We start from the raw sequence: 26,084 nt of genomic DNA, 5'->3' as shown, positions 1-26,084 counted from the left end.
GCGCGTCAGGCCATCGCCTGATTGATGATGCCGTAGGCGCGCCAGGCCGCGTCCGGCTCGCCGCTGTGCTGCGCGGCGCTCGCGTTGCGCACCATTTTGACGACCGAATCCACCGGCACGAGGCCGACCGTCGGCAGCCAGCTTTCGATGCCCGCGCCGGCCGGCACGTCGATGCGCACGAAACCGCCCACATGTTGCGCGAGCCAGTGCGAAACGAGCGCCTTGGCGCGCGCGTCGTTGTCCGAAGGCGCGGCGACCACCGGGCCGATGGCGTGACCGCGGCCGAAGCGGCGCGCGAGCGCGAAGCCCGTGATCGCGCCGTCGCGTTCGAGCACGACGCCGCCTTGCGCGACCGCGAGCAGGGCGGGCAGCGTGGCGCTGCGGTCGAGGCCGCAGCCGCGCGAGGCGAGATCGACGAGCGTCGGCAGATCGGCGGGCGTGACCGCGCGCAGCGTTTCGCCTTGCGGCAGCACGACGGCGGGCGCCTGCTCGACGGTGCCTTGATGCTGCGTGAGGCCGCCGCACGCCGCGAAGCCGAGCTTCTCGTAGAGCGGCTGACCGGCGGGCGTGGCGTGCAGGAAGGTCACGCGCTCGCCGAGTTCTTCGAGCACGAGTTCCATCAGTTTGCGGCCGATGCCGCGTCCTTGCTGATCGGGCGAGACGATCACCATGCCGAGCGTCGCGCGGTCGGCGCCGAACTTCCAGCACAGCGCCGTGCCGATCACGACGCCGTTATCGACGGCGACGAAACCGGTGCCCGCCTCGTAGGCGAAGCGCCAGTCTTCGGGACGATGCGGCCAGCGCACGGCCACGGAGAGACCGTGGGCGGCGTCGATGTCGTCGGCGCTGAAACGGCGGTAGTGAAGGTCGGGCTTGACGGCGGATTCGGACACAGCGGACTCCTGTATAACGGCGCGGACGGCCTGTTCAGATTCGACTGTCGCATGCGGCTCGCGGGCTTCATAGGATGATCTTCCTGACTTGAGCGTGCGCAAGCGGCGACAGCGCGCGACTTTTTTATTGTTCATCGCATTCAAGAAAGTTTCAATATAATGAGTGACATTGTGCGTGCTTTCACTATCACGCAGCGTGCTTGCCGTGTCGCTGCGATGCACCGAAACCGTGCGCCGGCGTTGGGGAACGAACCGGTTTTGCGCGTCCGGCACCGAATTCAACAGGAAACTCATGCGAACCCAGTCCAGCAAGAAAGTTGCGGTGTTGCCTAGCCACGCCGATGTCGGCGCCCGGCTGCGCGCGCTGCGCAACGCGCGCGGCCTGTCCGTCAATGAACTCGCGCTGCGCGCGGGCGTCTCGGTCGGCACGGTGAGCCAGGTCGAGCGCAACAAGGCCAATCCGTCCGTGCGCATTCTGGAGCGTCTGCGCCAGGCGCTCGATGTGCCCTTGAGCGCGCTACTGGAAGAAGACGATGCGCCGTCCGATCCGCTCACGGGCGATTTCGTGCGCCGCGCGGCGGAGCGTCCGCTGTTCGAGGTGGGCAAGAACGGCATGCAGAAAGAGCTGCTTTCGCCGCACGGCGAGCACGATCTGCAGATGATGGTCATCATGCTGCCGGCGGGCTCGGGGTCGGAGGAAGTGCTCGTGGGCGTCGGCGAGAAGTGCGGGCTCGTGATGGAAGGCACCGTGATCCTGAACGTGGGCGATCAGCGCGCGGAATTGCGTGCGGGCGACAGCTTTCAGTTCAAGAGCACGGTCCCGCATAGCGTGCGCAATGAAAGCAGCAAGACGGCGCGGCTGTTGTGGATCATGAACACGCGCCCGCCGGTCATTCATCTTTAAGCCTTCTCTGGCGGCGCCGCTTATCGCTTGTATCGGCGCCGCGTCCCAGCAGTTCTTTCTTTTTCCCCTTCGTTTCCCCTTCCTGAACGCGCGCCTGTACACGCGCTGCGCGATCTTCAGTCTGTTCATTCTCTTTGCCGCTCGATTGCTGCCCGCTTTAAGCGGCTGAACGCGCGCGCTATCGTTTTTCATTCCTCTGTCGATTGCCGGTGCCTAACCTGCTAAGCGCGCATGAATCGAGTTGAGTCGAATCGCCGCTACGGGTTAGCCCTGGCCCGATTCTCGCGTAAGCAAAGCGCATGAGCATGCTTTTCACAGAATTATTTTTGATCACTAGCCAAGCCTCGTCTGTTCACTATAATGAACTTCAATGCGTGGTTGTTCATTTTGCCGCTGAGGCAGCGAACCCCCACTTGCTGAAGCGGCGACGCCGCGCACGCAACGACTCGCGAGCGCGCCATCGCCGGGCTAACCGGTTTTCGAACAGGCTGAGCATGACTACTCCGTCGCTGGATTTCGATCCGTCCGCAATCGCGCTGCCGCAAGGTCATTTCATTGGCGGCGCGTATTACCAGACCGATGAAACGCCGATCGCCGTGCATCGTCCCTCGGATGGCCGTCTGCTCGGTTACGTGCCGGATGCGTCGGCGCAGACCGTCGATTACGCCGTGTCGAACGCGTTGCAGGCCTGGAAGACGAGCGGCTGGGGCACGCGCTCGCCGCGCGAACGCGCCCGTGTGCTCACGCGCTGGGCGCAACTGATCGACGAAAACGTGGTCGCGCTGGCGCAGCTCGAAGCGGTCAGCTCCACGCGTCCGGTCGCGGAGGCGTATGCGTCGGACGTGCCGTTCACGGCGGAGGCGATCCGCTTCTTCGCGGAACTCGCGGACAAGCTCGGCGGCGACATCGCGGCGACGCGTCAGAGCAGTCTCGGCTTCGTTGCATCGGAGCCCTATGGTGTGATCGGCGCGATCACGCCGTGGAATTTCCCGCTCTCGATGTGCTCGTGGAAATGCGGTCCCGCACTCGCGGCTGGCAACGCCGTCGTGCTGAAAGCCTCGGAAATGACGCCGTTTTCCACGCTGCGTCTCGCGGAGCTCGCGATCGAAGCGGGCATGCCGCCCGGCATTTTCAATGTCGTGAACGGACGCGGTGCAACCACCGGTTCGGCCATCACGCGCCACCCCGATATTTCGAAGGTGAGCTTCACCGGCTCGACGCGCACCGGCGCGGCGATCATGAGCGAAGCCGCTTTTCACGGCACCAAGCCGGTCACGCTCGAACTCGGCGGCAAGAGCCCGCAACTCGTGTTCGCGCAGGTGCCGGACCTCGCGCACACGGCGCGCTGCGTGGCGCGCGGCTTCACCGCGAACGGCGGCCAGGCCTGTGTGGCGGGCACGCGCCTGATCGTTCACAAGCAGATTGCCGAGCCGCTGATCGAGGCCGTGCAGCGCGAACTCGCAGGCATCGCGCCGGGCGCGATGTGGTCGAGCACGACGCGCTATTCGCCGATCATCAGCGCCGCGCAGGCGCAACGCATCGCCACGCTGATCGACGAAAGCCGCGCGCAGGGCGCGGAAGTGCTGTGCGGCGGCGGCTTTTTCGAAGGCACGGACGACGGCTGGTTTCATCGCCCGACGCTGCTCGCCAACGTCACCGACGACACCCCCGCGGTGCGCGAGGAATTGTTCGGCCCGGTGCTCACGGTGCAGACCTTCGAGGACGAAGAGGAAGGCATCGCCATGGCGGCGCACCCGACCTACGGTCTCGCGGCGGGCGTGCATACGAGCGACATCGGCCAGGCCATGCGCGCGATGCGCCGCATCGCGGCGGGCACGGTCTGGATCAATCGTTATGGCCGCAGCGGCGACATGATCATTCCGACCGGTGGCTTCAAGCAGTCGGGCATCGGCAAGGATCTCGGCCGCCAGGCGCTCGAGGCCAGCATGCGTCACAAGAGCGTGCTGATCGACTTCGACACCGCCTGATCTGCGCGAGTTTTCGTTTCAACTTCGCCGTAGGGGCGCACGATCCGTGCAGCGTTCATTTCAGTGAACACGGATTGCGCGCAGCGCTTCACAGGAAACTTCGACACCCCGGGCCGCGCCGATTTCGTCAGCATGACTGATTAGTTGGCATTCATGCGCAGCTCGCCGTTCTCACTTGAATTGAGCCTGAAAAACAGGTTCGCCACGACGACAGGATGCAGACCATGATCGATTTCGAGCCGAAGTACATCACCTTCGACTGCTACGGCACGCTGACCAACTTCCAGATGGGCGAGACCGCGCGCCAGCTCTACGGCGACAAGCTCGATGCCGCCAAGATGAACGAGTTCGTGGAGTTCTTCCGCGGCTATCGTCTGGACGAGGTGCTCGGCGCATGGAAGCCGTATCGCGACGTGGTGGTGAATTCGATTCGCCGTACCTGCGAGCGCACGGGCGTGCCGTTCGAGGAAGCAACCGCGCTGAAGATTTACGACGCGGTGCCCACGTGGGGCCCGCACCCGGACGCGCCGGAAGGTCTCTCGCGTCTCGCGTCGAAATACAAGCTCGTGATTCTTTCGAATGCCGCCGACGAGCAGATCGACAGCAACGTCGCCAAGCTCGGCGCGCCGTTCCACAAGGTCTACACGGCCCAGCAGGCGCAGGCGTACAAGCCGCTGCGCAAGGCCTTCGAATACATGTTCGACCAGCTCGACTGCAACCCGGAAGACGTGCTGCACGTGTCGTCGAGCTTCCGTTACGACCTCATGACGGCCTACGACATGGGCATCAAGCACAAGGCCTTCGTGAATCGCGGCCACGAGCCGCTTACGCCGTATTACCAGGTCAACGAAGTCAAGAGCCTGCCGCATCTCGCGGAACAGCTCGGCCTGTAATCGCGGTCTGTCCGCCCAGCCAACTCCTTGCACTCACCGTCGGTCATCAGGAACGCAACACGATGAAGCTCGATTCGTACTGGCTCGATACCGCGCCGCGCTTGACGAAGCCCGCCCAGGGGCCGCTTGCCGGCCGCGTGGACGTGGTCGTGGTGGGCGGCGGCTTTACGGGGCTCTCGGCGGCGCTGGCGCTCGCGAAGCGCGGGCACTCGGTGGCCGTGCTGGAGGCGGGCCGCATTGCGGGCCAGGCGTCGGGCCGCAACGGCGGGCATTGCAACACGGGCGTCGCGCAGGACTATGCGGCGCTGTCCGCGAAGCTCGGCAAGGAACGCGCGTCGCTGTTCTATCGCGCTTACGCCGAAGCCGTGAAGTCGGTCGCGCAGATCGTCGAGGAAGAACAGATCGACTGCGATCTGCGCAAGAGCGGCAAGATCAAGCTCGCCGCGAAGCCGCATCACTATGCGTCGCTGGCGAAGACGTTCGAAGCGCTCAAGCGCGATGTCGATCAGGATGTCGAACTGATTTCGCGCGAGCGCATCCGCGACGAGATCGCGTCGGACGGCTTTTACGGCGGCCTCGTGCAGCACAACGGCATGCAACTGCATATGGGCAAGTTCGGCGTGGGTCTGGCCGAAGCGGCGGCGCGTCACGGCGCACAGATCTTCGAGGACACGCCGATGGTCGGCCTCAAACCGCTCGGCGGCCACGCCTACGAAGTGCAATGCGAGCGCGGCACGCTGCGCGCCGACCGCGTGCTGCTCGCCACGGGCGCTTCGCAAAGCGGGCCGCTGCAATGGTTCCGCCGCCGCATCGCGCCGGTCGGCAGCTTCATCGTCGTGACCGAGCCGCTGGGCAAGGAACGGCTCGACGCGCTGCTGCCCACGCGCCGTTCGTATGTGACGACGCGCCAGATCGGCAATTATTTTCGCCCGACGCACGACGACCGTTTGCTGTTCGGCGGCCGCGCGCGCTTCGCGATGTCGAATCCGCGCTCCGACGAAAAGAGCGGCCGCATCTTGCGTGACGGCATGCTCCAGTATTTTCCGCAGCTCGCCGACGTGCGCCTCGATTACTGCTGGGGCGGTCTCGTCGACATGACGGCCGACCGGCTGCCGCGCGCGGGCGAGCACGAAGGTTTGTTCTATTCGATGGGCTACAGCGGCCACGGTGTGCAGATGTCGGTGCACATGGGCCGCGTGATGGCCGATGTGATGTTCGGCGCCGCCACGCGCAACCCGTGGCGAGCGCTCGAATGGCCTGCGATTCCCGGACATTTCGGGCGCGCGTGGTTTCTGCCGCTCGTCGGCGCGTATTACCGGTTGCAGGATGTGCTTCATTGAGCCGATGCCAAGCGCCGACACTTTCACGGCGCAGCGCAAATAGTCAAGACTCTCCACAAGGAAACCAGACCATGTCGCGTACCACCCTTGCATTCGCCGCCGCTTCCGTCGCGTTCTCGCTGTTCTGCAGCGCGGCCCATGCCGATGCCCCGACGGTGACCGCCGGCTCGCCGCCGTCGAGCGCGCCGACCACCTTCCTCGACGTCAAGACGCAAAAGATCGAAGGCATCATGCCCGACGTCGTGCGCGAGATCGGCAAGCGCGAGGGCTTCGACGTGTCGTATCAGGCCGTGCCGTTCTCGGCGCTGATTCCGGCCGTGGTCTCGGGCAAGATCGACATCATCGTCGCGGGCATGACGCCCACGCCCAAGCGCGCCGAAGTGGTGGACTTCTCGCAGCCGGTCACGGCGTTCGGCGAAGGCATTATCGTGAAGGAGTCGAACAAGACCAACTACAAGTCGGTGCAGGACATGAAGGGTATGTCGGTGGGCGCGCCCACGGGCACCGATTACGGCGACCAGCTTGTCAAGCTCGGCATCTTCAAGGAAGTGAAGATGTACGACAGCCCCGCCGACATGACGCGTGACGTTGCGATCGGCCGTATCGTGGCGGGCTTCAACGACTATCCGATTCTCAAGGCGCAGGAAGCCGCGGGCGCGATGGCCGGCACGCGCGTGGACGACGATTACGTGCCGATGGAGAAGTTCGATATCGCCGTGGGCGTGAAGAAGGGCAACACGGCGCTGCTCGCGAAAGTGAACGACGCGCTCACGAAGATGAAGGCCGACGGCACGCTCGACAAGATCCTGAAGAAGTGGCACCTGGCGGGCTGATCCGCGACTGAATGACCGGAATGCGGCGCGGCCCGAATGTTCGACCGCCGCCGTGTTCCGGCCCGGCCCGCCTTTGCGGCGCGGCGTATGACTCGCGGGCATTCCCCCGTTCGCGAACGAAAGCATAAGGCACACCATGCGTTGGAACGACATAGTCGATTTTGTCCCGATCCTGCTGCAAGGCGCGGTGATGAGCATCATCATCACGATTGGCTGCCTGCTGCTGAGCACCGCGCTGGGTCTCGTGTGGGCGCTGCTCAAGATGTCGCGCTATCCGGCGGTGGTGACGGCCGTGAGCGCGATGATCAACGTGGTGCGCGGCCTGCCGATGATCGTCCTGCTGTTCTATATTTATTTCGTCTTGCCGGACTTTCATATTGAAGTCTCGGCATTGCAGGCGAGCATTATCGGCTTGAGTTTCGGTTATTCGACCTATGTGGCGGAAATCATCCGCTCGGGTATCGAGGCCGTCGATCCGGGCCAGTATGAAGCCGCGCAATCGCTCGGCATGGGTCGCGTGAAAACGATGGTGCGCGTGATCCTGCCGCAAGCGGTGAAGGTCGCGCTGCCGCCGTACAGCAATACGCTGGTGATGATGCTCAAGGACTCGTCGCTCGCGTCCACCATCACGGTGGCGGAAATGACGCGGCAAGGCCAGTTGATCGCGGCATCGACGTTCCAGAACATCACCGTCTATACGCTCGTGGCGATCGGTTATCTGCTGATGAGCCTGCCGCTCATGAGCATGACGCGGCATCTCGAGCGCCGTTTCGGCAAGCACAAGGCGAAGAAGTGAGGTTGCGATGATCGAAATTACCGATGTCCACAAGAGCTTCGGCGCCACGCCCGTGCTCAACGGCATTTCGCTGAAGATCGAACAGGGCGAAGTGGTGTGCCTGATCGGCGCGTCCGGTTCCGGCAAATCGACGCTGCTGCGCTGTATCAACGCGCTCGAATCGTATGACGCGGGCGAGATTAAATTGCTCGATCAACGTGTCGAACAGCGCTCGCGTCATATCAATCATCTGCGCACGCAAGTGGGCATGGTGTTTCAGCGCTTCAATCTGTTTCCGCATCGCACCGCGCTCGAAAACGTGATGGAAGGGCCCGTGCATGTGAAGAAAGAACCGCTGCACGTGGCGAAGCGCGACGCCGAGGAACTGCTCAACAAGGTCGGGCTCGGCCACAAGCTTCACTATTATCCGCATCAGCTTTCGGGCGGTCAGCAGCAGCGCGTGGCGATTGCGCGTTCGCTCGCGATGAAGCCGAAGGCGATTCTGTTCGACGAGCCGACTTCGGCGCTCGATCCCGAACTCGTCGGCGAAGTGCTCAACGTGATGCGCACGCTCGCGAAGGAAGGCATGACGATGCTGGTCGTCACGCACGAAATGGGTTTTGCGCGCGAAGTCGCGGACCGCGTGTGCTTCCTGCACGGCGGCCATATCATCGAACAAGGCAGCGCGCAGCAGGTGTTGTGCGCGCCACGCGAAGCCCGCACGCGCGAATTCCTGCGTCACGTGCTGGGCAATCGCGGCGAAGCGCAGAGCGCGCCCGAAGGCGCGGCGGGAGCGGCGGCATGAACGGACGATTCGTGCGGCTCGGCGAAACCGCGCGCGCCAAGGTGTCGATCGTGATCGACGGAAACAACGTGGACGCGCTCGAAGGCGACACGCTGCTCACGGCCATGCTGTGCAGCGTGCGCCACGTGCGCCAGTCGGAATTCGGCGAGGAAAAACGCGCCGGTTATTGCCTGATGGGCGCGTGCCAGGACTGCTGGGTCTGGACCGATGCGGGCGAACGTCTGCGCGCCTGCACGACCGTCGTCGAGGCGGGCATGCGTCTCGTGACCACTCAACCGGAGGCGCAATGGGCGAACCTCGCATTGTGATCGTCGGCGCGGGGCCGGCGGGCGTGCGCTGCGCGCAGACGCTGCTGGCCGCGGGCATTCGCCCGACGCTGATCGACGAAGGCCGCCGCGACGGCGGGCAGATTTATCGGCGTCAACCTGAAGGCTTTACGCGGCCGTATGCGAAGCTCTACGGCACCGAGGCGCTGCGTGCGCAGGATCTGCACGAGACTTTTGCGCGTTTGCGCCCGCAGATCGATTACCGTCCGCAAACGCTCGCGTGGAATATCTGGGACCGCAAACTGCATATCGTGCGCGACGGCCATGCGAGCGCGCTCGATTACGATGCGCTGATTCTGTGTCCGGGCGCCACCGATCGTCTGATGCCCGTGAAGGGCTGGCAATTCGCGGGCACCTATAGCCTCGGCGCGGCGCAGATTGCGCTGAAATCGCAGGCCTGTTCGATCGGGCGGCGCGTGGTGTTCATGGGCACGGGGCCGCTGCTGTATCTGGTTGCTAGCCAGTATGTGCAGGCGGGTGCGAAGGTGGCCGCCGTGCTCGATACGTCGGCGGCGAGCGCGCGCATTCGCGCCTTGCCGAAGCTGCTGGCGCGCTTCGATGTCTTGCGCAAGGGCAGCGCGCTCGTGGCGTCGCTCAAGCGAGCGGGCGTGCAGATTCACAACGGCATCGAGCCGGTTGAAATCATCGGGACACCGAATGAAGGCGTGAGCGCCGTGCGCTTTCGCACTGCGAGCGGCAAGATCGAACAGACCGATTGCGACGCCATCGGCATGGGTTATCACCTGCGCCCCGAAACGCAGCTCGCCGATCTCGCGCGCTGTGCGTTCCGCTTCGATACGCTCACGCGCCAATGGCTGCCGCAAATCGACGAACTCGGACGCAGCAGCGAACCCGGCGTGTATCTCGCGGGCGACGGCGTGCGCGTGCTGGGCGCGGATGGTGCGGAAAACGCGGGGCGTCTCGCCGCGCATGCCGCGCTGATCGATCTGGGCCGCGGCGCGCAAGCGAGCGCGCTCGATGCGCTCAAGCGCGAGCAACGCCGCATGGACCGCTTTCGCGAAGGGCTCGCGCAAGCCTTCGTGTGGCCCGCGCAGCAGGCGGCGAAGCTGCCCGACGAAACCATTGTGTGCCGCTGCGAAGGCATCACAGCGGGCGAATTGCGCCGCGTGATCCGCGACGAGGGCGCGCAGGAAGCCAACCGCGCGAAGGCGCTGAGCCGCGTGGGCATGGGCCGTTGCCAGGGCCGTTATTGCGGCCATGCAGCGGCGGAAATCATCGCGGACGCCGCGCGCGTGCCGCTCGAGCAAGTCGGTCGCTTGCGCGGGCAGGCGCCCGTGAAGCCGCTGGCGATCGCGACTGTGGAGGATACCGAGTGAAGCGCGCGCAAGCCGATGTATTGATCGTGGGAGGCGGCTTCATGGGCGCCGCCACCGCGTTTTTCCTGCGTCGCCGCGGCAAGTCGGTGATTCTGCTCGAACGCCAGTTGATCGGCCAGCAGGCGAGCGGCACCAATTTCGGCAACGTGCGCCGTCAAGGGCGTTTGCTCGCGCAATTGCCGCTCGCGAATCGCTCGCGCGAAATCTGGCTGCGCATGCCCGAATTGATCGGTCACGATGCGGAGTTTCTGATGTCGGGGCATTTGCGCGTCTGCTATCGCTCGGAGCAGGCCGACATGTTCGAGACCTACGCGCGCGACGCGAAGCATTACAACCTCGATCTGGAAATGCTGCACGGCGATGCTTTGCGCAAGCGCTTTCCGTTTATCGGACCTGAAGTGCTGGCCGGTTCGTATGCGCCGATCGACGGCCATGCGAATCCGCGTCTTGCCGCGCCCGCATTCGGGCGCGCCGCCGCGAAACTCGGCGCGCAGATTTTTGAAAATACCGATATCGTCTCGGTCGAAAAAGAAGGCAATGAATTTCGCGCCACCAGCGCCGACGGCCGCACGTTTCATGCGCCCGTGTTGCTGATTACGGCGGGCGCGTGGGGCAGCACGCTGAGCGAGCAATTCGGCGAGCCGGTGCCGATCGCCGTGCACGGTCCGCAAATGGCCGTGACCGAGCCGGTGCCGTATAGCATCGCGCCGGCTGTGGGCGTGTCGTCGCCGCAGATCGCCGAGGTCGTGTATTTCCGTCAGGTCGCGCGCGGCAATATCGTGATTGGCGGCTGCGCGCGCGGCCCCGCGTTTCTCGATGCGCGTCGCGCGAAAGTGCTGCCGCAAAGCACCTTGCTGCAATTTCGTCAGGCGCAGCGCGTGGCGCCCGCGCTCAAGCGGCTCAATATCATTCGCGTCTGGAGCGGCGTGGAAGGCTATATGCCCGACGACCGTCCGATCATGGGCGCGAGCGGCACCACGAGTGGCCTGTTCTACGCATTCGGTTTCTGCGGCCACGGTTTTCAACTCGGGCCGGGCGTGGGCGACACGATGGCCGAACTGATCGACACGGGCGCGACCACCACGCCAATCGAGCCGTTCGATATTCGCCGCTTCGCCGCGTTTCAGCCGCCCGAAGGCGGGCCGCACGCCGCGCCGCAATCGGTTCCTGCGACCTGATTCAACGGATACGCAGGCATGCCATGTTGATTGCATCGACTTTGCAGACCGCGCTTATTTCGCGGCGCAGCGGCGAAACGCGCTCCGCGGATTGTTCAGCGGACGCGCGCGCCACGGAAACGACACGCGCCGTACAGCGCGCGCTCGATTTCATCGACGCCTGTTTCGCCGAGCCGATTAGTTTGACCGAGCTTGCGGACGTGGCGGGATTGAGCGTTTCGCGTTTCGCGGCGCGTTTTAGCGGCGAAATGGGCGTCTCGCCGCAGCAATACGTGCGCATCGTGCGCGTGCGCCACGCGCAGCGTTTGCTGCGCCGTGGCGTGTCGCCTTCGCTGGTGGCCGCCGAAGTGGGCTTCTTCGATCAAAGCCATTTGTGCCGCCATTTCAAGCGCGTGCTCGGACGCACGCCGATGGAATGGCTCAACGCGGGCGCGCCGTTTAGTCCGAACGCGTGAATCGTACGAATATCAATCCGCTTTTGAATTAAACAGCGCTTCGAGCGGCCAGCCGTTCTTCACGAACGGCGTGCGCATGATCACGTAGCTGAAATAGCGCTCAATACCAATATCGCGTTCGAGCAAGCCTTCGATCACGCTCTGGTAATGGTGCACGCTGCGCGTGACGAATTTCAGCAAATAGTCGTAGCCGCCGCTCGCGAGATGGCATTCGACGATTTCATCGACGGGGCGAATCGCCGCTTCGAATTTCGCAAAGTCCTCGCGCCGATGGTCGGCCAGCGTGACTTCGGTAAAGACGATCTGCACGTCGCCGAGTTTCTCGATCTGGATCTGCGCGCCATAACCGGCGATATACCCCGCTTTTTCCAGCCTTTTCACGCGCGTGAGACACGGACTCGGCGAGAGCCCGACGGCTTCGGCCAGCTCGACGTTCGTCATGCGCCCCTTCTTCTGCAATTGCGAAAGAATGCGCAAGTCGATGCGGTCGAGTTTGCTGTCGCCGTGAAGCATCATGATCGTTTCGCCCATAAAAAAGCCGCGAGATCCAGGGCGAATCTCGCGGCAGGAAGCTAAGCGATGTTAGCACGCGCGCTTTTTTAAAGGCGCGCGAGTTTCAGGAAAGGGCGGCGCGCACGTCGCGGTCTTCGAGCACGTCGTCGAGCGTGTGCTTCAGGCGCGTGAACAACTGCTCGAATTCAGCTTCGCCATAGCAGAGCGCGGGCGCGAAGCCGAGAATGTTGTCGCCGAATGCGCGGAACACCAGACGATGACGATAAGCCGCCGCTGCGATGCGATCGGAGAGCTTCAGCGACGCATCGAAACGCGCGCGCGTCGATTTGTTCGCGACGAGTTCGAGCGCGCCGAGCAGGCCGCGATGACGCGAATCGCCCACGAGCGGATGATCGAGCAGGCCGTCGAGCCCGGCGGAGAAGCGCGGCGCGAGCGCCTGAGCGTTCGCGAGCAAACCGCCTTCGTGATAGAGGCGCAGCACTTCGAGGCCGATGGCGGCGCTCACCGGATGCGCGGAATAGGTTTGGCCGTGGCCCACGATCGCCGTGTCGTTCTTGTCGCCGGCGATGCCCTGATAAACGGCGTCGGACATGAGCACCGCGCCCATCGGCGCATAACCCGAGGTGAGGCCCTTTGCGACCGTCATCAGGTCGGGTTCGACGTCCTCGGCTTCGCAGGCGAATAGCGGGCCGGTGCGGCCGAAGCCCGTAATGACTTCGTCGGCCACGAACAGAATGTCGAGACGGCGGCACGCATCGCGCATCGCCTTGAGCCAGCCGCGCGGCGGCACGATCACGCCGCCCGAGCCTTGAATCGGCTCGCAGAAGAACGCGGCCACATTGTCCGCGCCGAGCTGCGCGACCTTCGCTTCGAGCGACGCGACCGAGGCGGCGATCAGCGCGGCGTCGTCGGCGCCGTCCTCGCGACGATACGCATAGGGCGAGGGCAGATGATGCTGGTTCGGCAGCGGCAGATCGAAGTTGCGATGGAATGCGGGCAGTGCCGTGAGACCCGCGCCCACCGACGACGAACCGTGATAACCGCGTTCCAGCGCGATCATCTGCTTCTTCGACGGGCGGCCCGTGGCATTGAAATAATGCGTGATGAAGCGGATGGCCGAATCGACCGCATCGGAGCCGCCGAGCGTGAAATACACATGCTGAAGCGAAGCGGGCGTCAGTTCGACGAGCTTCTGCGCGAGTTCGATTGCCGGTTCCGACGAAAAATGAAAATACGTGGTCGCGTAGGGCAGACGCGTCATCTGGCGCGTGGCGGCTTCGACGATGCTCTGCTGGCCGTAACCGACGTTCACGCACCAGAGACCGGAAAACGCATCGAGCAATTCATTGCCGTCGATATCGCGCAGATACGCGCCATGACCCGATTCGAGCACGGTCGTCCCACGCGCTTCGTGCGCGCGGTAATTGATGACAGGATGAATCAGATGCTTACGGTCGGCTTCGATGAGCGGCGAGTTGGACATGGCGTGACGGCCCCGTTGAATGGCGGTGAATGACAGTGAAGACCGCTCGATGGTAGCGCCGCGCGCGCCTCGCCGCGCAGGGAAAAAACGGCGCAAACAGCAGCGCCATGCTCTTTTTGCGGGCCATTCGGCATTTTATGCCGGGGCTTTGACAGCGCATGCCGCGTGCTTCGAAGCGCTTCGCTGTTCGCCGTTTCGCGTCTACAATGCGGCGATATTCGATGCGGTTTTGTGGCGTGGCGGGATGAACACTCGCGATTCCGGCCCAATGAATTCTTCACACACGAACAGGTAACCGACACAATGAGCAAGACATACAGGATCGCGGCCATTGCCGGCGACGGTATTGGCCAGGAAGTGATGCCCGAGGGCGTGCGCGTGGTGGAAGCGGCCGCGAAGCAATTCGGCCTCTCGATCGAATTCACGCATTTCGACTGGGCCAGCTGCGATTACTACCTGCAGCACGGCAAGATGATGCCCGACGACTGGTTCGCCACGCTCAAGGGCTTCGATGCGATTTACTTCGGCGCGGTGGGCTGGCCCGACAAGGTGCCCGACCATATTTCGCTGTGGGGTTCGCTGCTCAAATTCCGCCGCGAATTCGACCAGTACGTGAATCTGCGTCCCGTGCGTCTGCTGCCGGGCGTGCCGTGTCCGCTCGCGAACCGCAAGCCCGGCGACATCGACTTCTTCGTCGTGCGCGAAAACACCGAAGGCGAATATAGCTCGGTGGGCGGCAAGATGTTCGAAGGCACCGAGCGCGAATTCGTATTGCAGGAATCGGTGTTCACGCGTCATGGCGTGGATCGCATTCTCAAATACGCATTCGAACTCGCGAATCAGCGCGGCCGCAAGAAACTCACGGCGGCCACCAAATCGAATGGCATTTCGATCAGCATGCCGTATTGGGACGAACGCGTTGCGGAGATGGCGCAGCAGTATCCGCAAGTGCAATGGGACAAGCAGCACATCGACATTCTGTGCGCGCGTTTCGTGTTGCAGCCCGATCGTTTCGACGTGGTGGTGGCCTCGAATCTGTTCGGCGATATTCTTTCCGATCTCGGTCCCGCCTGCACGGGCACGATTGGCCTCGCGGCATCGGCGAATCTGAATCCCGAGCGCAAGTTTCCGTCGCTGTTCGAGCCGGTGCATGGTTCCGCGCCCGATATTTTCGGCAAGCAGATTGCGAATCCGGTCGCGATGATCTGGTCGGGCGCGATGATGCTCGACTTCCTCGGCAACGGCGACGCCCAGTTCAAGGCCGCGCACGACGCCATCATGCAGGCGATCGAGAAGGTGCTCGTGGAAGGTCCGCGCACGCCCGATATGGGCGGCACGTCGAAGACGGCGGACGTGGGCGCGGCGGTGCTTGCTGCGTTGCAATAAGCGCAGGCGCGCCTGGCGCGCGATGGCAGCGCTCGATGGGATCGCTCGACTGCATCGCTTGATGGGATCGGACAGCCGCGTTACCGTGTGGCGGTCCGATTCCTCACGGAGCCGTCATGAGCGCTCAGGCGAATTCACCGTTGGCCGCCTTCGAGCCCGCGCGTACCGCGCTGCTCGTCATGCATTATCAAACCGATATTCTCGGGCTCTTTCCGGTGGTCGCGCCGGGTTTGCTCGCGAATACGCGCGCGTTATGCGATGCGGCGCGCGCGAAAGGCGTGCGCGTGATGTTCGCCAATCTGCGTTTCAGTGCGGATTATCGGGAAGTCAGCGCGTTGAACAAGAACGGGCAGGGTATTAAAAGTCTGGGTTTGTTTATCGACGACCAGACCGCGCCGGAATTGGCGCAACGGCCCGATGAACTGCTGATCGCCGCGCATCGCGCGAGTGTGTTCACCGGCACCGATTTGCAGGCGCGGCTCGCGGCGCACGGCGTGGATTCGCTGATCATGGTGGGGATTGCATCGACGGGCGTGGTGCTCTCGTCGCTTTCCCACGCGAGCGATGCGGATTTCTGCCTTTATACAGTCAAGGACTGTTGCTACGACCCGGATGAGGTCGTGCACGAGCATCTGTTTGCCACGGCATTCGAAACGCGCAGCACCGTGCTGTCACTCGACGAGGCGCTGCGCCTGCTCGCGTAAGCAAACGGCAAAACGGCATCACGCGAATTCCGCGCGCCGCGAGGCGAAACTCAGCGCGAGCACCGCGAAAATCAGCACGCCGGTGGCGACCTGCTGCCAGTAGAAGTTCCAGCCGATCAGCAACAAGCCATTCGCGACGAGACTCAGCAGCAGCACGCCCAGCAGCGTGCCCGGCACATTGGGCCGTCGCGCGCGCGAGAGCGTGGTGCCGATGAACGTCGCGCCAATCGCGTTGAGCAGATAGCCGTTGCCCGCTTGCGGCACATAGGCTTTCACCATCGACGAGAGCAGCAGGCCGACCACGCCATAGATCAGCGCGCCCGCCACGAAGGTCGCGACCACCACGGCGCCGACCGGCAAGCCCGAATAACGCGCGACGCCGGGCTGCGAGCCGAGCGCGGCGCTGTAGCGTCCGAACACCGAATGCGCGAGCGCCAAGTGCACAGCCAGCGCGAGCGCCGCGACGATCCACAAGGGCACAGGCACGCCCGCGAAGGTGCCGTGCGCGAGCGCGCCGAACAGCGGCGGCAGGCTCATGCCGAGCAGATAGATGGGCTGCCCGCCATCGGTGGCCAGTTGCTGCAAGGTCTGGCCGATGAACAGCGTGCCGAGCGTCGCGAGAAACGGCGCGATGCCGAGTCCCGCCACCAGCACGCCGTTGAACGCGCCGACCAGCAAGGCCGCGCCGAGTCCCGCGAACGCGGCCAGCGGCACGCCCACGTGATGCGCGCTGAGCAGCACGAACACGAGGCTGCCCACATCGACGGCGGTGCCGAGCGAGAGATCGACCGCGCCAATCGAAAGCGCGAGCGTCATGCCGAGCGAGGCAATCGCCAGCAGTGCGAAATTATTCAGGAGTACGTCCGCAAGATTGGCGGGACGCGCGAAGCCCGGCGAGCACACGGCGAAAAACACGCTGACGGCGACCAGCGCGCCCGGCAGCGAAAAGCGCTGAACACGCGCGAACCAGTCAGTCATGAGCATGGGTTCCGAGATGACGGCGGCGCAGCAGCGCCGTCGTGGCGACCACGAAGAGGATCAGCGCGCCTTCCACGCCATTGACCCAGTAGCTGGAGACGTTGTCGAGCTGAAAGCCGTTGCTGACCACGCCGATGAACAGCACCGCGAGCAGCGTGCCGGGCATCGTCGGCACCATGCGGCGCGAAAACACCACGCCGAGCAGCGCGGATGCCACCACGGCCAGCAGGTTTTCGCCCGCGCCCGGCGAACTGCCGCTCAACAGCGCCGACGAGGCGAGCGCGGCAATCCCCGCCGCGAGGCCACCGAGCAGATAGCTCGCGGCCACGTAGGCGCGCACGTTCAGGCCCGCCGCGCGCGCGGCCTGCGCGTGTTCGCCGCTCGCACGCAATCGCAGCCCGAACGGCGTGTAGTGGACCACGAGCGTGAACAGCGCCGCGACCGCGACGAGCGCCGTCGCCAGATGCGGAATGCCGAACGCGCCTTCGTCGATCAGCCAGCCGAGCAGCGGCGAGGACGCGGGCACCGACGTGTTTTGCGTGAGCACGAGTTCGAGGCCCGCGCAGAGATTCATCGTCGTGAGCGTCGCGAGCAGCGGCAGAATGCGCAGGCCGAGCACGGCGAAGGCGTTGAGCGCGCCCACGGCCACGCCCGCCGCGAGTGTGAGGCCCACGGCTTGCGCGCTTGTTGCGCCCGCGCGCAGCGTCACGGCATAGACGGCGGCGCACAGGCCCAGATTCGCGGCGATGGAGAGGTCGAGGCCGCCCTTGATCGGGTCCGCGCCGCCGCCGATCAGCACGGCCGTGAGCCCGAGTCCGAGCACGCCGACCACCGCCGATTGCTGCACGATGTTGGCGAGATTCGCCACCGAGAGAAACAGCGGCGACGTCAGCGCGAATACCGCGAAAACCAGTGCGAATGCGAACACCGCGCCGCCGCGCAGCCAGAATTGCGCGCCTGGAGCGTGGCCGCGCAGCGGGGCGGCGGCTTCGATATCGGCTTCGATTTCGGCTTCGTCGTTGTTGTCGCGCAGCGCGTCGAGGCGCTCGATCACCTTGCCGGTCATGCGGCGTTCTCCTGGGTTGGCGCGGCGTCGTTCGGCGCGGCGTGCGCGCCACCGCGCGCGAGCGTCGCCCACGCGAGCAGATCCTGTGTGCTGGCGTCGTGCGATGCCACGTCCTGCACGATCGCGCCGCGCGCGAGCACGAGCACGCGATCGGTCACGTCGAGCAGTTCATGCAGATCGCTCGAAAAGATCAGCACCGACGCGCCTTGCGCCACGAGCCGATCGATGAGGCGGTAGATATCGGCTTTCGCGCCCACGTCGACGCCCACGGTCGGTTCGTCGAGGATGTAGATGCCGCCGCTATCGCGCTCGCCGCCGCCTTGCGCGCGGCCCAGCCATTTGCCGAGCGCGACCTTCTGCTGATTGCCGCCCGAGAGATGCCGCACGGGCGCATGCGGGCCGGGCGTGCGCACGCCGAGCGTGTCGATGAGCGCACGCGCGGCCGCCGTCTCGCGGCGCGTATCGACGAGGCCGAAGCGGCTGAAGCGCGCGAGACTCGCGAGCGAAAGATTCTCGCGCACCGGCAGCGCGGTCGCGACGCCCTGGCGGCGGCGGTCTTCGGGCACGAAGGCGATGCCGCGGCGCACGGCGTCGGCGGGACGGCGCAGGCGCACGGTCTTGCCGTGCACGCGCAATTCGCCGAGCACGCCGCGCTCCAGGCCGAACAGGCTGCGCACGAGCGGCTTGCCGCCCGAGCCGACCAGCCCGGTCACGCCGAGCACTACGCCGCGACGCAGCGTGAACGAGAGCGGGCCGAAGCGGCCCGGCGCGTGCAGATCGCGGGCTTCGAGCACCGCGCCTTGTGCTTCCGGTGAGGTGTTCGGCGCGCGTCGCGCGCGTGCAGCGGGCGGCGTGCCGATCATCGCTTCGACGAGCGTTTCGACGGGCGTCGTGCGCGCCTCGACCTGCGCCACGTCGACGCCGTCGCGCAAGACCGTCACGCGGTCGCACAGCGAGGCGATTTCGTTCAGATAGTGCGAGACGTACAGGATCGTCAGCCCGCGCGCACGCAGTCGGTCGATGATCTGCAACAGGCGCTCGACTTCGCGGCTCACGAGCGCGGCGGTCGGTTCGTCGAAGACGAGAATGCGCGGCGCACGCATGAGCGCGCGCGTGATCTGCACGATCTGCTGTTCCGCCACGCTCAGTTCGCCGATCAATTTATCGGGCGGCAGCGCGATATCGAAATGCGCGGCGAGCGCGTCGCTCGCGCGGCGGCGCATGCGGCGCAGATCGAGCGGCAGCAGCGTGCGTAATGCGCGGAAGCCTGGCAACGCGCCGCGCGGCACCGTCGCTTCGTCGCCGAGCGCCAGCGCTTCGGCCACGGTAAACGTCGGCGAAAGCAGACGTTCCTGATGAATGAACGCGATCTCGCCAGGCGCGCCGCCGTCGAGCTTCACGCCATCGACGCGAATCTCGCCCGCGTCCGCGCGTTCCAGTCCGGCGAGGATCTTGATGAGCGTCGATTTGCCCGCGCCGTTCTGGCCGATCAGCCCATGCACGGTGCCGCGCGCCGCGCTCAACGACGCGCCGCGCAGCGCCTGCACGCCGCCATACTGCTTGACGAGCCCGCGCAGTTCGAGCGCGGGCGCGGGGGTGGCCTGCGCGCCTTGCGTATCGGGAGGGATCGCGGCAGGCGTCGGCGATTCGCCGCGCGCGTCGTCGATGAGCGTGCTCATTTCGCCGCGAGCTGGCCGGTTTGCGCGCTCTGACCGAGCGCCTTCTGCACCTCGGCGGCGTTCTCCTTGGTCGCGAGAATCGACGGCACATAGGTGTACGGCGGCAGATCGCGCTGGCCGGCCAGATAGCGCGCGACGTTGTCGACGGCGGTCTTGCCGATCAGCGCGGGCTGTTGCGCGACCACGGCGGCGGCGCTCGATTTCGGGTCCTTCACGAGCGTGACGACGTCCGGGCTGCCGTCGACGGCATAGGTGCGGATCTCGCTGCGATGCGCCGCGTCGACCGCCTGGGTCGCGCCGACTTGCGGCACGTCCCACGCCGACCAGATCGCCGCGATTTGCCCCTTCGGATACTTGGCGAGCAACTGGCTGACCTGCGCATAGGCGCTCTGCACGGTGTTCGGAATCACGTCGCGCAGCTCGGGCTGAATGATATGCACCTTCGGGTAGTACTTGAGCACGGCCTTCAACTGGTCGTAGCGGATCGCGCACACGGGCACGCCGTAAAAACCGTTGAACACGAGGATATTGCCCTCGCCGTGAATGTCGTTGACGAGCTTGAGCGCCAGTTGCTCGCCGATGAAGAAGTTGTCCGAGGTGGTGTCGTTGATGCTCGACGGCGAGGCCGTGTCGATCGTGAACAGCGGGATGCCCGCCTGGCGGATTTTCTGCAACCACGGCTCCAGCACGGTCGCGGTGCCGAGCTGCTCGATGATGGCGTCGGGCTTTTGCGCGATCAGCGTCTGGATCTGCGCGATCTGGCGGTTGTCGTTGCGGCCCGCGTCGAGCGCGATAGGCGTGCCGCCGAGGCGCTTCACTTCGTCGATGGCGCCCTGATACGCCTTCAGGTCCCAGTAGTGATCGGTCCCGGCCGCCGTGATGCCGATGCGCTTGCCCTTGAGCGACGGAACGTCGGCGTTGGCTTGCGGGGTTGAAAGCGCGCTCGCCGGTGCACTCGATTGTGCACTCGGTTGGGCCTCGCCTTGCGCCAGCGCGGCGGGGCTGATCGCCGTCATCGCGGCGAACGCGCCGAGCGCGAGGGCGAACGCCGTGGCGGCGCGTTTGAGGGCGAAGGGTCGGGTTGTCTCGCGGTTCATGTCGTCGTCGATTCGTTGTTCTGGCGGCCGCCCGGGCGGGCGGGGAGCGTTGCGCTACGAATCTAAGCGGCACGGACCGCGATGCGAAGTATCGAATCGAGCTAAGGATAGTTGCGCGGGCGTGGAATGCTTTTGCAGCGGTTTTAAACCGCGATGGCAGGCGCACGGATGGCATGTGTCATCCGCCGCTTGGCCGCCCGAAACCCGCCCATAACCGCGCTCCCGTAAACGGGCGACGGTGGTCCGCTCGGGGCCGCCGCCCAGCGGCCGGCGCGGGTTATGTGTGCGCGGTGCCCGTCGAGAAAATCATGAACGCGACGGGCTGGAGCGGCACGCTTTAACGCTGCTTCGACATGCTCGATGCGCTGAGGTATCGCTCAAGCATCGAGCACATCGAGCACATCGGGCACCACCATCGAGACGGCCAGCGCGCCGTCGATCACCTCATGTTCGATATGGCGCGCGAAGAACGAGCGCGTCTGCGCGGTTGGTTCGGCGTCATCGGCGGCCTGGAGTTGCGCGCGCAAACCGGCGCGCTGTTCACGCGTGGCGCGCAGCAACGCGCCCACCGATTGCGCGAGCGCGGCGAGGCGCGCTCGGTCCGCGTGGTCAAGCGCGGCATCGGCGCCTTCGAGCGGCGACACCACGCCCACGAGCTTGCGCAGCCGCAGCATCAGCACGCTCGCATGCGCCGCGCGGTGATTCGAACTCAGCGATTCGAGCCGCGTGGCCGAGATCACCGATTCGAGCGCATCGACGGCGAGGCACGCCTGGCGGCGTAGCGCGGCGATATCGCGGGCATTGCGTTCGGCTTGCGCTTCGCGCTGCGCGGCATCGGCGGAGTCCGCGCTTTCACTCTCGCTTGCCGATGCGTGTCCGCGCAACACCGCCTGCACATACTCGCTCACGCATTTGAGCGCGTGCGCGGCGGCCGGGCCGAGCTTGTGCTGCTCCCATTCGGGCCACGCGAGAAAACTCGCCGCGACGCCCACGGCCACGCCCGCGAGACTGTTGAGCACGCGCGAGACCGCGAGATCCCACGGCTCGCCCACGGGCGTGCCCAGATGCGCGACCAGCACGAAATGCGAGGTGAGGAACAGGATGTACGAGACGTAGCTGACCGCGCGCGCCGCGAGGGTGCCGGTTGCGAGCGGCAGGATCGCCAGCGCGAGCAGGATCGGGCTGTGGATCGCCAGCGCGAGCGCCGAAGCGAGCACCGCGCCGAGCATGGTGCCGCCGATGCGCAGGCTCGACACGCGCACCGTCTGCGAAAACGTGGGCTGCACGATGAACATGGTCGTGAGCGCGAGCCAGTAGCCTTGCTCGCCGCTGCGCCAGCGCGCAAGCGATACGGCGATCATCGCCGCGACCGCGAGGCGTGCCGCGTAGCGCGCGAACACGCCATGCGTGCGGACTTGCGCGACCACGGCGCGCAGCGCGTCGCGCCACGGCTGGCTCGCGTGTGACGCGGCCGCATCGGCGGCGCGGGCGGCGTTGCGTGTGCCGCTGTCGGGATCGGCGTCGGCGGCCAGCGTGGCGAGGCGCGCGCACAGCGTCATGAACGACTCGCGCCACGCGCGGGCGTCGATCGACGGCGCTTCGGCATCGGCGGATTCGCGCGCGAATTCCGCGTGCTCGGCGAACGGGCGCAGACGCTTGGCGGTCAGGGCGGCGTCTGGTTTGGCGGCGCGGCGCAGGTCGGCCGCGCAGGCGTCGATGGCTTCGGCGAGGCGTTCGAGCACCGCGCGGATCAGTTCGAGCGTGGCCGCTTCGGCGTCGGCTTGCGGCGCGCGGCTGCGGCTGTGCAGCAGGCTTTCGATGCCCGCAAGCAGCGCCATTGCCTGTTCGGCGTCGGCGAGCCAGCGGCGGCAGGCGGGCGCGACCGCGCCGGGTGCGGCGGAGATCGCGGCGCTCATCGTGTCGAGCGTAGTGCGCAGTTCGGCGCGGCTCGCGGCGGCGCCGTGACGGCTGTCGGGCGCTTGCGCGAGTTTGCCGACGTAGGAGCCGAGCGCGTAGAGCCACGCGAAGGTCGCAGAACGCACGCGCGTATCGGCGCTGTATTGCCAGAGCGCGAGATTGCAGGCGGTGGCCCAGACGCCGCCGGCGACGAAGTAGAGCGCGTAATCGCGCGCGTCTTGCAGGCCATGCACCGGGAAGGCCGCGCAGACCGCGAAGGCCGTCGCCACGAGCAGGCCGCGCAGGCCGGGCAGCGCGCCCCGGCAGCGCACCAGCGCGCCGAGCCATGCGCTCACGCCCGCGAGCACGATGGCGAGGCCGGGCACCGCGCCCGCCGCAATCGCATAGCCCGCCGCGAGCGCGCCGAGCACGGCGAACAACAAGCCTTGTTCGATGCGCTCGCGTGGCCGCGTGCCGGAGTCGTCGCAGAGGCAGGTCCAGAACGCCGCGATCGCCGACCAGCACAGCAGCGGCGCGTGCCACGCCGCCGCGAGCACGGCGGGCGCGGCGCAGATCAGGCCGCCGCGCACCGATTCGGAAAACGGCAGCCGGTGGCGGCCATGCGAGAGGGAACGCAGGAGCGCGGCGCGCCCGGCCATCGAAAAGATCATGCGCGTCCTCGTCGAACTAGCTGGCGGCGCGCGGCGCGGCCGACTTCGCGCAGACGGGAAAGAATGGCGTCGCGGCTACTCATCACTTGTTCCTCTTGTTGTGTTTCCGATACCCGTCGCGGAAGGTCTGCTTCAGCGCTTCGGGTAGCTCGCGCTGCTTGCCCCGGGCGTTGAGCGGATTGTAGAGCACCGCGCGCGGCCATGTCGCAACTGCCTTGCCCGCGCCATTGATGGCCGCGCGATAGCGCTTCGGATGCGCGAGTACCTGACCGGCGGCTTTCGTCGCCTATGCTGGCGGCGCGCAGCGTGCCGCAGCTATGGTGCAGGCCGACCTGATGCGGAAACGAGGCCCACGGAAACTCGCGCAACTGAAGCACGTCGTGAATGAACTCGACTAGAGTTTCGGCGGCGGCCTGCTTTTCGCAGTCGCTATTGCCCATCGACTGGCCGCACGCGGATTACATTCGTAACGCGGCATGTGATGTCATTTCATGAATTGGTGGCGTACGCAATCCGCGCGAAGATCGTTGAGCGATTTGAGATTCACCTTTCAAAACCCGATGGCATTGATAAAAGGCCGTTTCTCTACAATACAGGCTCAGTTAAAGATCAGTTTAGAGTTACGGAGTCAGCGCATGGGTCACGCCAAATTCAACCAAGCCGGTCGCCAGGGCGTCACCCGCAGCAAGCTGTTGCCGCTTTCCGCTGCGATGGTGCAGGCCACGTCGCTGCAAAACCATCTCGCGCTCGAAGCGCTGCGCAGCCGTCACGGCGCGAGCCTGCACGTGACGTTTCTGTTTCGCGCGGTCTACCTGACGTATTTGATGAGCGACGTCAGCGAGCAGAGCAGCGAGATCGACGTGTTTCAGGAAGCCGAGGCCGCATTGACCCGATGCAGCGGCCGCGCGGAAGATCAGGGCGCATGGCATTTGAACGACGCGGAAATCGAGGCGCTAAAAACGGTGTTGAGCCTGCATGACTGGCAGCTTCAGACGCTGCCCGCGCATCGTTACGAATCGTCGTGCGCGCATTTGCTGAACTTTTTGATGGACGGCGACCGATCGGTGATTCCCGTATTCGAAATCGCTGATTGAATTTTCTTTCGCCATAAAAAACGCCCCGGCAGTTTCAACTTGCCGGGGCGTTTGGCTTGATGGGCCGCTTCGTTAAACTGCGCGGCGCACCATCAATTCCTTGATCTTGCCGATTGCCTTGGTCGGATTCAAACCCTTCGGGCACACGTCGACGCAATTCATGATCGTGTGGCAGCGGAACAGACGATACGGATCTTCGAGATTGTCGAGACGTTCGCCAGTCGCTTCGTCGCGGCTGTCCGCGATAAAACGATACGCCTGCAACAAGCCCGCCGGGCCGACGAATTTATCCGGGTTCCACCAGAAGCTCGGGCACGACGTCGAGCAGCTCGCGCAAAGAATGCACTCGTATACGCCGTCGAGTTCGTCGCGTTGATCGGGCGTTTGCAGACGCTCTTTTTCGGGCGGCGGCGTATCGTTGATCAGATACGGTTTGATCGAGTGATACTGATTAAAGAAGTGCGTCATGTCGACGATCATGTCGCGCACGACCGGCAGTCCCGGCAACGGACGCAGCACGATTTTCTGCGGCAGATCGTTCAGGTTCGTCAGACACGCGAGACCGTTCTTGCCGTTGATGTTCATGGCGTCCGAACCGCAGACGCCTTCACGGCACGAGCGGCGGAACGACAGCGTCTCGTCCACTTCCTTGAGCTTCACCAGCGCGTCGAGCAGCATGCGCTCGTGCGTGAGGTCCAGCTCGTAGGTTTGCATGCGCGGCGCGGCGTCCTTGTCGGGATCGTAGCGATAGACTTCAAAAATGCGTTTAGCCATTTTCCAGTTCCTTGTGACAGGCGTGCGCGATCAGAACGTACGCGGCTTCGGCGGCACGGACGCGACGCTCATCGGCTGCATCTGCACCGGCTTGTAGTCGAGGCGGTCGCCCTCGCTGTACCACAGCGTGTGGCGCAGCCAGTTTTGATCGTCGCGTTCCTTGTGCTCGCTCGGCGCGTGCGCGCCGCGGCTTTCCTTGCGCGCTTCCGCCGAGACCATCGTGGCGCGCGCCACTTCGATCATGTTCGCCACTTCGAGCGCTTCCACGCGCGCCGTGTTGAACACCTTCGACTTGTCTTTCAGATGCAGATCGCCGACGCGTTGCGCCACGTCGCCGATCATTTTTACGCCTTCAGCCATGAGTCTTTCGGTGCGGAACACGCCCGCATGGTTTTGCATGGTCGAGCGGATGTCACGCGCCACGTTTTGCGTCGGTTCGCCCGACGTCGATTTTTCCAGCTTGTTCAAACGCGAGAGCGCGAAGTCGGCGGCATCGGCGGGCAGCGGCTTGTGGCTGCGAATTTCCTTCACATGATTGATGATGTGATTGCCCGCTGCGCGGCCGAACACCACGAGATCGAGCAGTGAATTCGTGCCCAGACGATTCGCGCCGTGCACCGAGACGCACGAACATTCGCCCACGGCGTAGAAACCGTTGATCGGGTCCTTGAAGCCCTTCGACGTGCCCACGACCTGGCCATGAACGTTGGTGGGAATGCCGCCCATTTGATAATGGATGGTGGGCACGACCGGAATCGGCTCCCTGATCGGATCGACGTTCGCAAAACGAATGGCGATCTCGCGAATCGAAGGCAGACGCTTCATGATGGTCTCGGCGCCAATATGCGAGAGGTCGAGCAGAATGTGATCCTGCTTCGGACCCACGCCGCGGCCTTCGATAATTTCTTGCCCCATCGAACGCGAAACAAAGTCGCGCGGCGCGAGATCCTTCAGCGTCGGCGCGTAACGTTCCATGAAACGCTCGCCGTTCGAGTTCCGCAGAATGCCGCCTTCAC

24 protein-coding genes and 1 pseudogene are annotated in these 26,084 nt (G+C 65.0%); 14 read left to right on the top strand and 11 right to left on the bottom strand.

The annotated features are described in order from the left end of the window. Window positions 1-5: 5 nt before the first annotated feature. Window positions 6-893 (bottom strand): GNAT family N-acetyltransferase, encoded by an 888-nt coding sequence (locus LDO54_RS24640; protein WP_224013285.1) that lies wholly within the window; start codon window positions 891-893, stop codon window positions 6-8. Between the two features lie 292 nt (window positions 894-1,185). On the opposite strand from LDO54_RS24640, the gene LDO54_RS24635 reads away from it, so the two are divergent. The 11 genes from LDO54_RS24635 (at window position 1,186) to LDO54_RS24585 (ending at window position 11,727) form a co-directional block, all read left to right on the top strand. Beyond that, entirely contained in the window at window positions 1,186-1,797 is a 612-nt protein-coding gene (locus tag LDO54_RS24635) for a helix-turn-helix domain-containing protein (protein ID WP_205995249.1), read from the top strand. 494 nt (window positions 1,798-2,291) lie between these two features. Further along, entirely contained in the window at window positions 2,292-3,785 is a 1,494-nt protein-coding gene (locus LDO54_RS24630; protein ID WP_224013284.1) for an aldehyde dehydrogenase family protein, read from the top strand. Window positions 3,786-4,009: 224 nt separating this feature from the next. After that, the gene (locus tag LDO54_RS24625) at window positions 4,010-4,678 is read left to right on the top strand and encodes a haloacid dehalogenase type II (RefSeq protein WP_224013575.1); all 669 of its coding nucleotides are present in this window, start codon (window positions 4,010-4,012) and stop codon (window positions 4,676-4,678) included. Window positions 4,679-4,740: 62 nt separating this feature from the next. Next, window positions 4,741-6,018, top strand: a complete 1,278-nt coding sequence (locus LDO54_RS24620; RefSeq protein WP_224013283.1) for an NAD(P)/FAD-dependent oxidoreductase — start codon at window positions 4,741-4,743, stop codon at window positions 6,016-6,018. A gap of 71 nt (window positions 6,019-6,089) precedes the next feature. Then, window positions 6,090-6,851, top strand: coding sequence for an ABC transporter substrate-binding protein (locus tag LDO54_RS24615; protein WP_224013282.1), 762 nt, complete (start codon window positions 6,090-6,092; stop codon window positions 6,849-6,851). Between the two features lie 136 nt (window positions 6,852-6,987). Beyond that, window positions 6,988-7,647, top strand: coding sequence for an amino acid ABC transporter permease (locus tag LDO54_RS24610; RefSeq protein WP_224013281.1), 660 nt, complete (start codon window positions 6,988-6,990; stop codon window positions 7,645-7,647). Between the two features lie 7 nt (window positions 7,648-7,654). Next, window positions 7,655-8,431, top strand: a complete 777-nt coding sequence (locus tag LDO54_RS24605) for an amino acid ABC transporter ATP-binding protein (protein WP_224013280.1) — start codon at window positions 7,655-7,657, stop codon at window positions 8,429-8,431. Then, the gene (locus LDO54_RS24600; RefSeq protein ID WP_224013279.1) at window positions 8,428-8,739 is read left to right on the top strand and encodes a (2Fe-2S)-binding protein; all 312 of its coding nucleotides are present in this window, start codon (window positions 8,428-8,430) and stop codon (window positions 8,737-8,739) included. The genes LDO54_RS24605 and LDO54_RS24600 overlap by 4 nt, the downstream gene beginning before the upstream one ends. Next, on the top strand, window positions 8,718-10,094 hold the full coding sequence (locus LDO54_RS24595) for an NAD(P)/FAD-dependent oxidoreductase (protein WP_224013278.1): 1,377 nt from the start codon (window positions 8,718-8,720) through the stop codon (window positions 10,092-10,094). The genes LDO54_RS24600 and LDO54_RS24595 overlap by 22 nt, the downstream gene beginning before the upstream one ends. Continuing rightward, window positions 10,091-11,272, top strand: a complete 1,182-nt coding sequence (locus tag LDO54_RS24590; RefSeq protein WP_224013277.1) for an NAD(P)/FAD-dependent oxidoreductase — start codon at window positions 10,091-10,093, stop codon at window positions 11,270-11,272. Before LDO54_RS24595 ends, LDO54_RS24590 begins: the two co-directional genes overlap by 4 nt. Window positions 11,273-11,295: 23 nt before the next feature. After that, on the top strand, window positions 11,296-11,727 hold the full coding sequence (locus LDO54_RS24585) for a helix-turn-helix domain-containing protein (RefSeq protein WP_224013276.1): 432 nt from the start codon (window positions 11,296-11,298) through the stop codon (window positions 11,725-11,727). A gap of 12 nt (window positions 11,728-11,739) precedes the next feature. Here the strand turns inward: LDO54_RS24585 and LDO54_RS24580 are convergent, their stop codons facing one another. Together LDO54_RS24580 and LDO54_RS24575 are read right to left on the bottom strand one after the other, a co-directional pair. Further along, entirely contained in the window at window positions 11,740-12,243 is a 504-nt protein-coding gene (locus LDO54_RS24580; protein ID WP_224013275.1) for an Lrp/AsnC family transcriptional regulator, read from the bottom strand. Between the two features lie 100 nt (window positions 12,244-12,343). After that, a complete protein-coding gene (locus tag LDO54_RS24575; protein WP_224013274.1) occupies window positions 12,344-13,723 on the bottom strand; it encodes an aspartate aminotransferase family protein in 1,380 nt (459 codons plus the stop codon). Between the two features lie 303 nt (window positions 13,724-14,026). Here LDO54_RS24575 and LDO54_RS24570 point away from each other — a divergent pair, with 303 nt between their 5' ends. After that, the gene (locus tag LDO54_RS24570) at window positions 14,027-15,109 is read left to right on the top strand and encodes a tartrate dehydrogenase (protein ID WP_224013273.1); all 1,083 of its coding nucleotides are present in this window, start codon (window positions 14,027-14,029) and stop codon (window positions 15,107-15,109) included. Between the two features lie 116 nt (window positions 15,110-15,225). Further along, window positions 15,226-15,813, top strand: a complete 588-nt coding sequence (locus LDO54_RS24565; protein ID WP_224013272.1) for an isochorismatase family cysteine hydrolase — start codon at window positions 15,226-15,228, stop codon at window positions 15,811-15,813. Window positions 15,814-15,831: 18 nt separating this feature from the next. Here LDO54_RS24565 and LDO54_RS24560 read toward each other — a convergent pair whose 3' ends face one another. The 6 genes and pseudogenes from LDO54_RS24560 to LDO54_RS24535 form a co-directional block, all read right to left on the bottom strand. Further along, window positions 15,832-16,791, bottom strand: coding sequence for an ABC transporter permease (locus LDO54_RS24560; RefSeq protein WP_224013271.1), 960 nt, complete (start codon window positions 16,789-16,791; stop codon window positions 15,832-15,834). Then, entirely contained in the window at window positions 16,784-17,857 is a 1,074-nt protein-coding gene (locus tag LDO54_RS24555) for an ABC transporter permease (protein WP_224013270.1), read from the bottom strand. Before LDO54_RS24555 ends, LDO54_RS24560 begins: the two co-directional genes overlap by 8 nt. Next, complete coding sequence (locus tag LDO54_RS24550; RefSeq protein WP_224013269.1) at window positions 17,854-19,536, bottom strand: sugar ABC transporter ATP-binding protein; 1,683 nt, start codon at window positions 19,534-19,536, stop codon at window positions 17,854-17,856. The genes LDO54_RS24555 and LDO54_RS24550 overlap by 4 nt, the downstream gene beginning before the upstream one ends. Then, on the bottom strand, window positions 19,533-20,552 hold the full coding sequence (locus LDO54_RS24545; protein ID WP_224013574.1) for a sugar ABC transporter substrate-binding protein: 1,020 nt from the start codon (window positions 20,550-20,552) through the stop codon (window positions 19,533-19,535). Before LDO54_RS24545 ends, LDO54_RS24550 begins: the two co-directional genes overlap by 4 nt. 458 nt (window positions 20,553-21,010) lie before the next feature. Continuing rightward, the gene (locus LDO54_RS24540) at window positions 21,011-23,200 is read right to left on the bottom strand and encodes an FUSC family protein (protein WP_224013268.1); all 2,190 of its coding nucleotides are present in this window, start codon (window positions 23,198-23,200) and stop codon (window positions 21,011-21,013) included. A 304-nt stretch (window positions 23,201-23,504) separates the two neighbouring features. After that, window positions 23,505-23,616 (bottom strand): annotated as a pseudogene (locus tag LDO54_RS24535) ((Fe-S)-binding protein); the annotation flags it as partial. Between the two features lie 111 nt (window positions 23,617-23,727). Between LDO54_RS24535 and LDO54_RS24530 the strand changes: the two are divergent. Continuing rightward, window positions 23,728-24,294: a hypothetical protein gene (locus tag LDO54_RS24530; RefSeq protein ID WP_224013267.1), complete on the top strand. Its 567-nt coding sequence runs from the start codon at window positions 23,728-23,730 to the stop codon at window positions 24,292-24,294. Window positions 24,295-24,366: 72 nt separating this feature from the next. Here LDO54_RS24530 and LDO54_RS24525 read toward each other — a convergent pair whose 3' ends face one another. Continuing rightward, window positions 24,367-25,068, bottom strand: a complete 702-nt coding sequence (locus LDO54_RS24525; RefSeq protein ID WP_205997583.1) for a succinate dehydrogenase iron-sulfur subunit — start codon at window positions 25,066-25,068, stop codon at window positions 24,367-24,369. A gap of 30 nt (window positions 25,069-25,098) precedes the next feature. After that, window positions 25,099-26,084 (bottom strand): FAD-binding protein (locus LDO54_RS24520; RefSeq protein ID WP_224013266.1); only part of this gene is annotated, 986 nt, incomplete at its 5' end.

This window comes from Paraburkholderia tropica, assembly GCF_914484835.1.
GTDB classification, from domain to species: Bacteria; Pseudomonadota; Gammaproteobacteria; order Burkholderiales; family Burkholderiaceae; genus Paraburkholderia; species Paraburkholderia tropica_A.
The sequence above is the reverse complement of the archived record's forward strand: the minus strand, read 5'-3'. Positions and strand labels throughout refer to the sequence as shown.

Bases quoted from the DNA above. Each gene is read 5' to 3' on its own strand.
- LDO54_RS24545 (WP_224013574.1), bottom strand. From the start codon at position 20,552: ATGACGGCGATCAGCCCCGCCGCGCTGGCGCAAGGCGAGGCCCAACCG.
- LDO54_RS24635 (WP_205995249.1), top strand. From the start codon at position 1,186: ATGCGAACCCAGTCCAGCAAGAAAGTTGCGGTGTTGCCTAGCCACGCC.
- LDO54_RS24555 (WP_224013270.1), bottom strand. From the start codon at position 17,857: ATGACCGGCAAGGTGATCGAGCGCCTCGACGCGCTGCGCGACAACAAC.
- LDO54_RS24610 (WP_224013281.1), top strand. From the start codon at position 6,988: ATGCGTTGGAACGACATAGTCGATTTTGTCCCGATCCTGCTGCAAGGC.
- LDO54_RS24575 (WP_224013274.1), bottom strand. From the start codon at position 13,723: ATGTCCAACTCGCCGCTCATCGAAGCCGACCGTAAGCATCTGATTCAT.
- LDO54_RS24615 (WP_224013282.1), top strand. From the start codon at position 6,090: ATGTCGCGTACCACCCTTGCATTCGCCGCCGCTTCCGTCGCGTTCTCG.
- LDO54_RS24570 (WP_224013273.1), top strand. From the start codon at position 14,027: ATGAGCAAGACATACAGGATCGCGGCCATTGCCGGCGACGGTATTGGC.
- LDO54_RS24540 (WP_224013268.1), bottom strand. From the start codon at position 23,200: ATGATCTTTTCGATGGCCGGGCGCGCCGCGCTCCTGCGTTCCCTCTCG.
- LDO54_RS24565 (WP_224013272.1), top strand. From the start codon at position 15,226: ATGAGCGCTCAGGCGAATTCACCGTTGGCCGCCTTCGAGCCCGCGCGT.
- LDO54_RS24630 (WP_224013284.1), top strand. From the start codon at position 2,292: ATGACTACTCCGTCGCTGGATTTCGATCCGTCCGCAATCGCGCTGCCG.
- LDO54_RS24560 (WP_224013271.1), bottom strand. From the start codon at position 16,791: ATGACTGACTGGTTCGCGCGTGTTCAGCGCTTTTCGCTGCCGGGCGCG.
- LDO54_RS24600 (WP_224013279.1), top strand. From the start codon at position 8,428: ATGAACGGACGATTCGTGCGGCTCGGCGAAACCGCGCGCGCCAAGGTG.
- LDO54_RS24585 (WP_224013276.1), top strand. From the start codon at position 11,296: ATGTTGATTGCATCGACTTTGCAGACCGCGCTTATTTCGCGGCGCAGC.
- LDO54_RS24525 (WP_205997583.1), bottom strand. From the start codon at position 25,068: ATGGCTAAACGCATTTTTGAAGTCTATCGCTACGATCCCGACAAGGAC.
- LDO54_RS24580 (WP_224013275.1), bottom strand. From the start codon at position 12,243: ATGATGCTTCACGGCGACAGCAAACTCGACCGCATCGACTTGCGCATT.
- LDO54_RS24605 (WP_224013280.1), top strand. From the start codon at position 7,655: ATGATCGAAATTACCGATGTCCACAAGAGCTTCGGCGCCACGCCCGTG.
- LDO54_RS24595 (WP_224013278.1), top strand. From the start codon at position 8,718: ATGGGCGAACCTCGCATTGTGATCGTCGGCGCGGGGCCGGCGGGCGTG.
- LDO54_RS24620 (WP_224013283.1), top strand. From the start codon at position 4,741: ATGAAGCTCGATTCGTACTGGCTCGATACCGCGCCGCGCTTGACGAAG.
- LDO54_RS24550 (WP_224013269.1), bottom strand. From the start codon at position 19,536: ATGAGCACGCTCATCGACGACGCGCGCGGCGAATCGCCGACGCCTGCC.
- LDO54_RS24625 (WP_224013575.1), top strand. From the start codon at position 4,010: ATGATCGATTTCGAGCCGAAGTACATCACCTTCGACTGCTACGGCACG.